General features: G+C 63.8%; 11 protein-coding genes. 3 read left to right on the top strand and 8 right to left on the bottom strand.

Going from position 1 to position 10,682, the window contains the following annotated elements:
- The 7 genes from ACKOED_RS16480 to purC form a co-directional block, all read right to left on the bottom strand.
- A partial coding sequence (locus ACKOED_RS16480) for a DUF4915 domain-containing protein (protein ID WP_408917716.1) occupies window positions 1–321 on the bottom strand: 321 nt, incomplete at its 3' end.
- A 294-nt stretch (window positions 322–615) separates the two neighbouring features.
- Entirely contained in the window at window positions 616–1,545 is a 930-nt protein-coding gene (locus tag ACKOED_RS16475) for an alpha/beta hydrolase family esterase (RefSeq protein WP_408917715.1), read from the bottom strand.
- A gap of 157 nt (window positions 1,546–1,702) precedes the next feature.
- On the bottom strand, window positions 1,703–2,293 hold the full coding sequence (locus ACKOED_RS16470) for a c-type cytochrome (RefSeq protein ID WP_408917714.1): 591 nt from the start codon (window positions 2,291–2,293) through the stop codon (window positions 1,703–1,705).
- Complete coding sequence (locus tag ACKOED_RS16465; protein WP_408917713.1) at window positions 2,290–4,098, bottom strand: PHA/PHB synthase family protein; 1,809 nt, start codon at window positions 4,096–4,098, stop codon at window positions 2,290–2,292. Before ACKOED_RS16465 ends, ACKOED_RS16470 begins: the two co-directional genes overlap by 4 nt.
- 93 nt (window positions 4,099–4,191) lie before the next feature.
- The gene (gene purQ, locus ACKOED_RS16460) at window positions 4,192–4,854 is read right to left on the bottom strand and encodes a phosphoribosylformylglycinamidine synthase subunit PurQ (protein WP_408917712.1); all 663 of its coding nucleotides are present in this window, start codon (window positions 4,852–4,854) and stop codon (window positions 4,192–4,194) included.
- Window position 4,855: 1 nt separating this feature from the next.
- On the bottom strand, window positions 4,856–5,098 hold the full coding sequence (gene purS, locus ACKOED_RS16455; protein ID WP_408917718.1) for a phosphoribosylformylglycinamidine synthase subunit PurS: 243 nt from the start codon (window positions 5,096–5,098) through the stop codon (window positions 4,856–4,858).
- Window positions 5,095–5,874 carry a phosphoribosylaminoimidazolesuccinocarboxamide synthase gene (gene purC / locus ACKOED_RS16450; protein WP_408917717.1) on the bottom strand — a complete coding sequence of 260 codons (780 nt, stop codon included), beginning with the start codon at window positions 5,872–5,874 and terminating at the stop codon, window positions 5,095–5,097. Before purC ends, purS begins: the two co-directional genes overlap by 4 nt.
- Before the next feature lie 217 nt (window positions 5,875–6,091).
- Here purC and ACKOED_RS16445 point away from each other — a divergent pair, with 217 nt between their 5' ends.
- Both ACKOED_RS16445 and ACKOED_RS16440 read left to right on the top strand, forming a co-directional pair.
- Window positions 6,092–6,415, top strand: coding sequence for a DUF1476 domain-containing protein (locus ACKOED_RS16445; RefSeq protein ID WP_408917711.1), 324 nt, complete (start codon window positions 6,092–6,094; stop codon window positions 6,413–6,415).
- Between the two features lies 1 nt (window position 6,416).
- Window positions 6,417–7,190 (top strand): HpcH/HpaI aldolase family protein, encoded by a 774-nt coding sequence (locus ACKOED_RS16440; RefSeq protein WP_408917710.1) that lies wholly within the window; start codon window positions 6,417–6,419, stop codon window positions 7,188–7,190.
- On the opposite strand, the gene ACKOED_RS16435 is transcribed toward ACKOED_RS16440, so the two are convergent.
- Window positions 7,187–7,516 carry a hypothetical protein gene (locus tag ACKOED_RS16435; protein WP_408917709.1) on the bottom strand — a complete coding sequence of 110 codons (330 nt, stop codon included), beginning with the start codon at window positions 7,514–7,516 and terminating at the stop codon, window positions 7,187–7,189. The genes ACKOED_RS16440 and ACKOED_RS16435 overlap by 4 nt on opposite strands.
- A gap of 96 nt (window positions 7,517–7,612) precedes the next feature.
- Between ACKOED_RS16435 and ACKOED_RS16430 the strand changes: the two genes are divergently transcribed.
- Complete coding sequence (locus ACKOED_RS16430) at window positions 7,613–10,654, top strand: N-6 DNA methylase (RefSeq protein ID WP_408917708.1); 3,042 nt, start codon at window positions 7,613–7,615, stop codon at window positions 10,652–10,654.
- The last annotated feature ends 28 nt before the right edge of the window (window positions 10,655–10,682 follow it).

Here is a 10,682-nt window from a genome sequence, read left to right as displayed (position 1 = left end):
GAAGTGGCGGTCCTTGCCCTCCAGCGACTGGCCGGGCATCAGGATGTTTTCATATTCCCAGACCTGGTTGTGGCCGGCCACGATCAGCCGCTGGTCATCCGCCCACAGGCCCATGGCGCGGCCCATGATGATTTCAAGAATGGCCAGCCGCCCCTGGGCATCGACGCCGACCAGATAGACGCGGCCCGATTGATAGGAGCTGAAGGCGAGGCTAAGATTCTGGGTCACCATCCAGGACGCGAAACCGCGGGTGAGGGAAAGCTTGTCAGCGGTGATCGGCCGCTGGGCTGGCGGTACGTCCGCCGCGGGGGCATAAACCAAGATTTTGACCCTTCAGTTGGGGAGTGACACCGCTTCATGACTCACCCGGGCAGGTCTTGGCAAGACCCGGCAGGCTGCGGCGGCCCGGACCGTCCCCTGCGGGGCGCTGCTTTCCGCGATGCCGGGACATGCCGTCGCGCGGAATGTCGTTCGAACGGCGCACCGCCACAACCGGGCAGACGCTGGAACTCCGGTGGGCGGCTTGCGTGACGTTTCTGCCAGATATGCGGCGCGACAATCGCGGCTCGACTGGCAAGACGATGGAACAGCCGAGGCGGAGGATGGCGTAACGGCTCAGGGCCGCGCCTGGGTTTTGAAGAAGGACCACACCTTCTCCGCTCCATCGAAGGACTGGATTGGCGTATTGCCGCGCCCGGACGGTGCGATACCGGGCCACCCGTGGCCCGCGGCCGAATCCACCACCGAGATGGTCACGGCGCCGTCCCGGGTTGCTGCATAGGTCTGGGTTCTCACCGTGCCCCGGACCGAGGTCACCGGCTTTCTGGCCGAACGGTTTGCCTTCGCCCAGAAGGACACCGTTGCCGAAAGCGACTTGTAAGGCGCGGCCTGTGCCTGCCTGACCAGTGGGTTACGGCTCATGCCGCCCTTGATCGGCACTTCCTCATCCTTGGCGCCATTGATCATCATGATCGGCACGGGCACGGACGGCTTGCGACCGAAACTGAACATGGCGCCGACCACCGGCGCAACCGCGGCAAGCTTTGCCGGCCTCTGTACCGCATAGACAAAGACCATCATGCCGCCGTTGGAACCGCCGGTCATGTAGATCCGCCTGGGGTCGGCGCCGTACTGCTGAATCAACCGGTCAATCAGCGCGTCGAAAAAGGCGACGTCATCGGCCGTGGCCACCTGATCGCGCATCAGGTAGCCGGTGTTCCAGGCATGGAAGCCCTGGGCGCCATACTCCGTGCCTTCAGGATAGACGGCCATAAAACCCTCACGCAGAGCCAGTTGGTCAAAGCCGGTGCGCGCCTGCTGCGCTTCCGCGCTGCCGCGCCCGCCGTGAAGCACCAGCACCACGGGGCGGATTTCGCCGGCTGGCGGCTCATTGACCACGATGGCCCGGCGCTCGGTGTTTCCCACTGTCAGCGTGAGGTCCAGAGCCTGGGCCTCGGTGGCGGCCAGCCCTCCGAGCAGGGCAACAGCAAACAACGCCTTGAAAAACCTAAGGAAAATGCAGCGATAAAAAGTGGTGGTCATCATCAGTGTTCCTTCACGCAAATCATTGCGAATTATAGCGAGACACCCCGCAACACGCAATCAAAAGCTGTATCTTGAGTTCTCGCGCGATCACTGGACCCCAGGTGTTCCACAGCGGATGAGCGGGCCGATTTTCGCCGTTATCCGCCCGACTGGCGCGCTACGGCGTCTTCAAGGTGTCGAGATAGGCGATGATGGCCGATATGTCGTCGGGCGCGAATTCGAACTCCGGCATCTTCTCATGGCCCGTCACGATGCCTTCCGCGAGGGCTTCTTCCAGCGCCGCCGGATCATATTTCTTGACCACGTCCCGGAATGGCGGCGCCTTGGGCTCGGGCGAAAGACTGTCGGCATCGATGGCGTGGCAGCGGGCGCAGCTGGTCTGCAGCAGTTCAAAACCGCGCGTCGCGGGGTCGCTCGCCGCCTTCTCTCCGGTGCCGAGGCTCATCACAAAAGCTGTCAGCGCCTCGGCCTGCGGTTCCGTCACGTCCCAGTCGGGCATCAGCGGATGGCGCACCGCGAGGCCTTCCATGAAACCGTCGACCAGCTCGTAGCGGTCATAGTTCTTGGCGATCTCGCGGAACGGCGGGGCATCGGTGAGCGGGCTTTCGCCCGAAGCCGCGAGGTTGTGGCAGCGCGCGCAGTTGATTTCCGCCAGGCGCTTGCCTTCGGCGATCAAGGCGGCATCGTCCTGGGCCAGCGCGGGGCCGGCCAGGGCGAGGGTGAACAGCAGGGCGAGAATCGGTCTCATGGTTCGGATTTTACACGCACATAGCTTCCTGGCGCATCCTCGATCGGTTTCAGCTTGCCGCTGCCGGGCTTTGGCGCCTTCACTTTCGGCCCCGACTGCCCGGCAATCCAGCGGCCCCAGTCCGGCCACCAGGAGCCGGGGTGCTCGGCGGCGCCCTTGAGCCAGTCCTCCAGCGTCGCGGCGCCGGTCTCATTGGTCCAGTATTGGTACTTGTTGGCCTCCGGCGGGTTGACGACGCCCGCGATATGCCCCGATCCCGCCACCACCAGGCGGGTCTTGCCGCCGAAATAGCGGCCGAGCCGGAACACCGAGGCAAGCGGGGCGATGTGGTCCTCGCGGGCCGCCAGATTGTAGATGGGCAACTTCACTTTCCGGAGATCGATCCGCACATTGTCGAGCACCATCTTGCCCTGCGAGAGCTTGTTGGCCATGTAACATTCGCGCAGATAGAAAGAGTGCACACCCGCCGGCATGCGCGTCGAATCGGCGTTCCAGTACAGGAGGTCGAAGGGCATCGGCTCGCGGCCCAGCATGTAGTTGTTGACCACATAGGACCAGATCAGGTCGTTGGAGCGCAACAGGTTGAAGGCATCGGCCATCCGGGCGCCGGGCAGATAGCCCTTGTCCTTCATGCGGCCTTCGATCCATTTGACCTGCTCCTCGTCGACATAGACGAGCAGATCGCCGGCTTTCTCGAAATCGACCTGCGTGGTGAAGAAGGTGGCGGAGTTGACCCGGTTGTCGTTCTGCGCCGCCATCCAGCCCAGCGATGCCGCGGTGAGCGTGCCGCCGATGCAATAGCCGATCACATTCACCTTCTCGGCGCCGGTGGCGTCCTGCGCCGCCTGGATCGCCTCGAGGAAGCCTTCGCGCATGTAGTCGGAGAAGCTCTTGCGCGCCTGGCCTTCATCGGCGTTCACCCATGACACGATGAACACCGTGAGACCCTGGTCCACCGCCCATTTCACGAAGGACTTCCGGGCGTTGAGATCGAGAATGTAGAACTTGTTGATCCATGGCGGGAAGATCACCAGCGGGATCGCATGGGTCTCGGCCTGGGTGGGGGCGTATTGAATGAGTTCGAACGTCTCGTTGCGAAACACCACCTTGCCCGGCGTGGTGGCGATGTTGCGGCCGATCTCGAAGGCCGTCATGTCGGTCTGGCGGATGCGCAGCCGTCCGCCGCCCGCCGCCATGTCCTCTTTCAGGTGTTCCAGCCCGTCGATCAGATTGGCGCCGCTGGTGGCGAGCGTGGTGCGCAGCACCTCCGGGTTGGTCAGCGCGAAGTTGGACGGCGACACCGCGTTGGCGATCTGCTCCACATAGAACCTGGCCTTGCGCCTGGTGTGCTCGTCCACGCCCTCGGCGTTCTTTACCATCTCCTGGGCCCAGTTGGCGGAGATGAGGTAGAACTGCTTCAGGAAATCGAAGACCGCGTTTTCCTGCCAGTCCTTGTCCTTGAAGCGCTTGTCGGCGCGTCCGGGCTCGGCCACCGCCGGGGCCGGCTGGCCCAGCACCCGCGCCCAGGCGTTCTGCCAGAGCTGGCCATAGGAATTCCACAGCTGCATCTGGGCGTCCATCAGCTTCTGCGGATCGCTCATATAGGCCTGGGCCACGGCGCCCAGCGTCTTGGTGACCTGCTCCATGGGGGTGAGCTGGGTTTCGGCCTCGCCCAGCACCGGCTGGGGGCGCTCGGCAATCAGCCGGGCGATCTCCGCCGCCTGCTCGAACACCCTGGCCATGTTCTGGGCGAACTGGACCGGGTCGGCGAGTGAATAGGGCGAAGGCTGCGGCGCGTCTGGCATGGCCTGCTCTTGGAGGGCGATTATGGCGAAACTGTAAAGCGCCTTGCGCGAAAGGCCAATCGTTAATCCGCAGGGGGGCGGAGCAAGTGGCCGTCAGGCGGCCAGCAGGCTTTCGAACAGCGGGCGGCAGTCGGTGCGGCCGTGCAGGGGCTCGATCATGTTTTCCGGATGCGGCATCATGCCGATCACCGTGCCCGTCTCGCTCATGATGCCGGCGACATCGTTGGTGGCGCCGTTGGGGTTGGTGTCCTCCACGTAGCGGAACACCACGCGGTTGTCGCCCTCCAGCCGCTTCAGGGTCTCTGCATCACAGATGTAATTCCCTTCGCCATGCGCCACCGGGCAGGACACAACGGCCCCCGCCGCCATGCGGTTGGTGAAGAAGGTGCGGTTGTTCTCGACCCGGAGCCGCACCTGGCGGCAGACGAAGCGGAGACCGGCATTGCGCACCAGGGCGCCCGGCAACAGCCCGGCCTCGGTGATGATCTGGAAACCGTTGCAAACCCCCAGCACCCTGAGGCCCTTCGCGGCCCTGGCGCGGATGTCCTGCATGATGGGCGAGCGCGCCGCGATCGCCCCGCAGCGCAGGTAATCGCCATAGGAGAAGCCGCCGGGCACCACCACGAGATCAACCTTGGGGAGTTCGGTTTCGGCATGCCAGACGGTGACCGGCTTCACGCCGGTCACGCTTTCCAGCGCCAGAGCCATGTCACGCTCGCGGTTGATGCCGGGGAACACGACGACGGCGGATTTCATGTCAGCCCACGTCGATGTGGTAATTCTCGATCACCGTGTTGGCGATCAGCTTCTCGCACATCGCCTTCACCTGTTCGGTGGCTTTCGCGCGGTCGGTCTCGGCGAGTTCGATCTCGAAATACTTGCCCTGGCGCACCTCGCCCACGCCGGCGAAGCCCAGATGGCCCAGTGCCCCGGCGATGGCCTTGCCCTGCGGGTCCAGCACGCCTGATTTCAGGGTGACGGTAACTTTGGCCTTCATCAGTGCAGGTCCGTCTTCACCAGCTTGGGCTTGGAGCGCTCCGGCTTCTCGCCCTCGGCGATGATGCCGAGGCGGCGGGCCACTTCCTGATAGGCCTCGATGAGGCCGCCCATGTCGCGCCGGAAACGGTCCTTGTCGAGCTTGTCCTGGGTCTTGATGTCCCACAGGCGGCAGGAATCCGGGCTGATCTCGTCGGCCAGCACGATCCGCATCATGTCGCCCTCGTAGAGCCTTCCGAACTCGACCTTGAAATCGACGAGCTTGATGCCGATGCCGAGGAACAGCCCCGACAGGAAATCATTGATGCGGATCGCCATGTGCATCATGTCGTCGATTTCCTGGGGCGAGGCCCAGTTGAAGGCCGTGATATGCTCCTCGGAGACCATCGGGTCGCCCAGCTGGTCGTTCTTGAAATAGAATTCGATGATCGAGCGGGGCAGGGGATGGCCCTCCTCGATGCCCAGCCGCTTGGCCAGGGAGCCCGCCGCCACGTTGCGCACCACGACTTCAAGCGGCACGATCTCCACTTCGCGCACCAATTGCTCGCGCATGTTCAGCGAGCGCAGGAAATGGGTGGGAAGGCCGAGCTCGTTCAGGCGCTGGAAGATGAATTCGGAAATCCGCTGGTTGAGCACGCCCTTGCCCTCGATCACGGCTTTCTTCTGGGCGTTGAAGGCGGTGGCGTCGTCCTTGTAGTGCACCACGATGGTGCCGGGTTCCGGGCCCTCATAGAGGATCTTGGCCTTGCCCTCGTAGATCCGGGTGCGCCTGCTGCTCATCATCCGCTATCCTTGTCCAGTCCCTCAATCTACCTTGTCCGGTTTAGACCCGGATGGCGGCGAGCGCCAGTTCCGTCATGGAATCGGGAACTTGTTTCCCCAAGATGCACAGGCGCCTTAGCCCATCATGGTGCGCTGCACAATGACTGTTTGTTCAGTTGATTTGGCGGGCCCAGGTGGCTTATTCAAGGCGCTCACTGCGTAACGGGAGATATGGATGACCACGTTCGACAAGCGCGAGGAAGGCTTCGAGAAGAAGTTTGCCCTGGACGAGGAGCTGATGTTCAAGGCGGCGGCCCGCCGCAACAAGCTTCTGGGCCTGTGGGCTGCTGAAAAGCTTGGGCTTTCCGGCGCCGACGCCGAGGCCTATGCGAAATCCGTGGTGATGGCGGATTTCCAGGAGGCGGGCGATGATGACGTGTTCCGCAAGATCAGGTCCGATCTTGAGGCGAAATCCGCCGGCGTTGCGGATGACCAGATCCGCCGCACCATGGACGAGCTGATGGCCACCGCCGTGCAGCAGATCAAGGCGGCGGGCTAGGGTGGCCGCCGCCCAGTTCGACCTCCGCGCCAGGCTCGCCTCGTCAGAGCCGTTCTTGTTTTCGTGGATGTCGGTGCCCTCGGCGGCGCTGGCCGCCCAGGTGGCCAGGCTGCCGCTGGACGGCGTCTGCCTCGATATGCAGCACGGCATGATCGGCTTTTCCGATGCCGTGCCGATGATCGCCGCCATCAACGCGGCCGGCCGGCCCGCCATGGTGCGCGCCCTGTGGAACGATCCGGCCACCCCCGGCCAGGCCTTCGACGCCGGCGCGGTGGCGGTCATCTCGCCGATGATCAACAGCCGCGCCCAGGCGGAAGCGCTGGTGCGGGCCGCCAAATACCCGCCCATCGGCGCCCGGAGCTGGGGAGGCTATACGGCCTTGCAGGCCTCAGGCCTTGCGGCGCCTGACTATCTCAAGGCCGCCAACCGGCTGACCATGGTGTTCGCCATGATCGAGACGGTGGAAGCGCTGGCCAATCTCGATGACATCGCCGCCACGCCCGGCCTCGACGGGCTGTTCGTGGGTCCGTCCGACCTGTCGATCACGCTCTCGGGCGGCGCGCGGGTGGACAAGACCGGGCCGCAGACGCTGGAGGCCATGGCCAGGGTGGCGGCGGCGGCGCAGAAAAACGCCCTCGTGGCCGGAGCCTTCGGCGGCAGCGCCGAGGCGATCAAGGCCTTCGGCAAGCTGGGATTTACCTTCCTCGCGGCGGCGGTGGACGTCGACCTCCTGCACATGGGCGCGGCCTCGCTAAGGGCGTCGCTCAAGGCTTAAGCTTCGGGGTCGTCCGGCTCGGGCGGGGTCAGGGCGTCCAGCCGCCCGGCATGGCCAGCCATCACCGCCTGCCAATGCGCAGCCTCGGCCTCGCAGCCGTTGGCGCGCAGCGGGCCCAAAAGATCGGGCCAGGGGCGGCGGCTAACTGCCGCGCGCCGCCGCGCGTCCCACGGCCAGACCCCCGCCTCCCGCAACTCGGCATCGAATTCGATGAACCGGTTGATCACATGCTGCGGCTTCACCCGGTAGGCCTGCGGCTGGACCGGGGCGGGTCCGAACAGGTCCGGCTGATCGTCTCCGAACAGGCTTGGCTGGAGGTGGCTCATGGGTCTCCCGAATCGATAAGATGTATTATGCCATGTTGGCAGGCCCTGAAAGCTTGATCGCTTTCTAAGAACCGTCAAAAGACCTAGAATTGATTGATGAACCCCGCCAAGACCTCAAACAGCCGGACCACTGATATCCTGCGCCATCTCGCGGGCCAGCCGGGCCATGACGAGGTCAAGGCGGATTTCCGCGAATTGCTGATCGAGGAATTCCAGGTCGACCGCGCCAATCTCGAATTCGAGCGCCGCATCCCCGAAGTGAAGGGACGCCTCGACGCGCTGATCGGGCGCACCGTTTTCGAGGCCAAATCCAATCTTGCCAAGGAATGGGCCGATGTCGAGCGGCGCATGCCGGACTATCTCAGGGACCGCGAGGCCGAGGAGCGCGAACGCTTCGTGGGTCTGGCGTCAGATGGCCTGCGGTGGTCGGTGTTCGAGCTCTCCGAAGGCCGTCTTGCGAAGATAAAGGACACCGTCCTCGATCCGGAGAAGCCATCCGAATTTCTGGCCTGGCTTGACGGCGCGGTGGCGCTGAAGTCCTCGCTTCCTCCCGACGTTATCAATATCCGGGCGGAGCTGGGGCAGGGATCGGTTGCCTATCGCCGCGCCAGCGGGGGGCTGCGTCAGCTGTGGGCCGCTCTGAAGAACGACAAGGCGACGCTCCTGAAACGCCAGCTCTGGGCTTCGCTTCTGAAGCTCGTCTATGGCAAGGAAATCGAAAATGACGAGCTTTGGTTTCAGCACAGCTACCTGGTGATCGTCGCCAAGGCCATCGCGCTCGCGGTGCTGGACGTAAACGAGGACGATCCGAAGCGGCTCCTCTCCGGCGAAAGCTTCCAGCGGCTGAACATATTCGGCGCGGTTGAGAGCGATTTCTTCGACTGGGCGGTGGCCAGCCCGGAAGGCGAGGATCTGGTCCGCCGCATCATGGCGCATGTGCGGCGCTTCCGCCTCCGCGAAGTGCAGTCGGACGTGCTGAAGGTGCTGTACGAATCGCTGATCGACCGGTCGGAGCGGCACGGGCTTGGCGAATACTACACGCCGGACTGGCTGGCGGCGAAGGTTATCCGGCAGGCGGTTGACCGGCCAACAGAGCAGCGCGTACTCGATCCGGCCTGCGGCTCCGGCGCTTTCCTGTTTCACGCGGTGCGGAACTTCATTGCCGAGGCGAAGGATGCCGGCATGAAGCAGCACCGCGTCGCGGCGGAAGTGACCGCGCATGTCGCGGGCATGGACATTCATCCTGTTGCCGTGATCATCGCGCGGGTGACCTATCTCCTGGCGCTCGCGCCTGCGCTGGATGGGCGCGAAGGTGAAGTGTCGATTCCCGTTTATCTCGGCGATGCGATGCAGCTGTCGATTTCGGAGTGGATGGGCGGCAAGGAACTCACCATCAAGGTGCCGCCCTCTGAAGCGGGCCACAGCGCCAGCGGCACGACGGAGAACGGCCGCGAGCAGCTGGATTTCCCGGACACATTCTGCCGCGACCCCGCGCTCTTCGACAAGGCGATCGAACGTATGCGCTCCGGCTCGCTCGAAGGCCTCGGGCGCTCTCAGATCGAGGCGGCTCTGAAGCGCATCGTCGAGCAACACTACAAGCGCGACATCAACCACGAAGAGGAGTTCGCCATCAAGGACATGGGCAAGACCTATGTCGTCTTCGACCGCCTGCGTCGCGAAGGCCGCGATTCGGTGTGGGCCTATGTGGCCCGTAACCTCTCCCGCCCACTCGCTTTCTCGGCGGCGGGCGGCTGGGCCAATGTGGTGGTCGGCAACCCGCCATGGGTGGCATTGCGCCACATGAGTGCCGACCTCCAGAAGAAGTTCAAGGAACTTGCCAATGGCGAGCGCGTTTATGTGGGCGGCAAGCTGGCCACTCAGAACGATCTTTGCGCGCTGTTCATGGTGCGGGCGGCAGCGCTCTATGTCCGCGCCGCCGGACGCATTGCATTCGTTTTGCCGTTCGCGGCGCTGACGCGCGGCCAGTTTGCGAAACTTCGGCGTGGTTCGTTTCATTCGACCTGCCTTGCCTATGACGCCGCCTGGACCATGGACGACAGCGTGCAGCCGCTGTTTCCCGTTCCGTCCTGCGTGCTGTTCGCGCGCAAGCGGGCGCTGTCGAAGCCCGTGCCGGAAATCGTCAAAGCCTTTTCCGGCGATCTGCCATACCGCGACGCGCCGGAGGAACTGGCGGACCGGCATCTGCGCGTTACGGATGATGCGCCGCGTCCCGATGAGGCGAATTTTGAAGCGGGGTCCGCCTACCGCAAGGCGTTCCGCCAGGGCGCGACGCTGGTTCCGCGCATGCTGTGCCTCGTGGAACGCGGCCAGACCGGCGGCAGGCTGGGGGCTGACAGGTCTGCGCCGTTTGTGGTCAGCCGCCGCAACAATCAGGAAAAAGAGCCTTGGAAATCGCTTCCCGGTATCGAGGGCCGGGTGGAGGCGGAGTTCATCAGACCCGTTTTGCTGGGCGAGAGCATTCTGCCTTACCGGGTGTTCCAGCCTTTTGAGGCCGTGATTCCGGTGACCGAAAAAGGCGTGGTGCTGGACTCGGAAGCCGCCGCCAGCAGGGGCTATTCCGGCCTCACGTCATGGATGAAGGCGGCGGAACGGGTTTGGAATGAGAACCGTGCGGCAAACATGTCGTTGGTCGAACAGCTTGATTACTATGGCAAGCTCGGTTCGCAGTTTCCGCTGGGTGGTATTCGTGTGCTGTACTGCCGGTCAGGCACACTGCAGGCTTCAGTTGTCGTGCAGGACGAAAAGACGGTTATTGATTTCGCGTTGTACTGGTCAAGCGTACAGACAGTTGCTGAAGCCAGATTCCTTTCCGCTTTTTTCAACAGCGAAGAGACGCGCAAGCGGGTTGAAAAGTTTCAGAGCAGGGGGCAGTGGGGCGCGCGGGATTTTGCCAAGGTTATGTTCAACTTGAATTGGCCCGCCTTTGATCCGAATTCAAAACTGCACCGCGATCTCGCCGCGTTGGCCGAAGAGGCCGAGAGGCTGGCAGCTCTGGTGGAACTGCCGGACGGGGGGAAGTTCCAGCGCGCCCGCAAGCTGGTGCGCGATGCGCTGACCGAAGCGGGCATTGCCCGGAGGATCGATGTGCTGGTAGCGAAGCTTCTGGACGGCAAGTAACCCCCTCCGATTTGACGCCCGGCGCTTT

Origin of the sequence: Aestuariivirga sp. (assembly GCF_046093005.1) — a bacterium.
In the GTDB taxonomy this organism is placed as follows: domain Bacteria; phylum Pseudomonadota; class Alphaproteobacteria; order Rhizobiales; family Aestuariivirgaceae; genus Aestuariivirga.
This window is presented reverse-complemented; position numbering and strand designations above follow the sequence as displayed.

Coding starts and splice junctions, on each gene's coding strand:
- ACKOED_RS16475 (WP_408917715.1), bottom strand. CDS start 1,545: ATGATGACCACCACTTTTTATCGCTGCATTTTCCTTAGGTTTTTCAAG.
- ACKOED_RS16470 (WP_408917714.1), bottom strand. CDS start 2,293: ATGAGACCGATTCTCGCCCTGCTGTTCACCCTCGCCCTGGCCGGCCCC.
- ACKOED_RS16465 (WP_408917713.1), bottom strand. CDS start 4,098: ATGCCAGACGCGCCGCAGCCTTCGCCCTATTCACTCGCCGACCCGGTC.
- purQ (WP_408917712.1), bottom strand. CDS start 4,854: ATGAAATCCGCCGTCGTCGTGTTCCCCGGCATCAACCGCGAGCGTGAC.
- purC (WP_408917717.1), bottom strand. CDS start 5,874: ATGAGCAGCAGGCGCACCCGGATCTACGAGGGCAAGGCCAAGATCCTC.
- ACKOED_RS16445 (WP_408917711.1), top strand. CDS start 6,092: ATGACCACGTTCGACAAGCGCGAGGAAGGCTTCGAGAAGAAGTTTGCC.
- ACKOED_RS16435 (WP_408917709.1), bottom strand. CDS start 7,516: ATGAGCCACCTCCAGCCAAGCCTGTTCGGAGACGATCAGCCGGACCTG.
- ACKOED_RS16430 (WP_408917708.1), top strand. CDS start 7,613: ATGAACCCCGCCAAGACCTCAAACAGCCGGACCACTGATATCCTGCGC.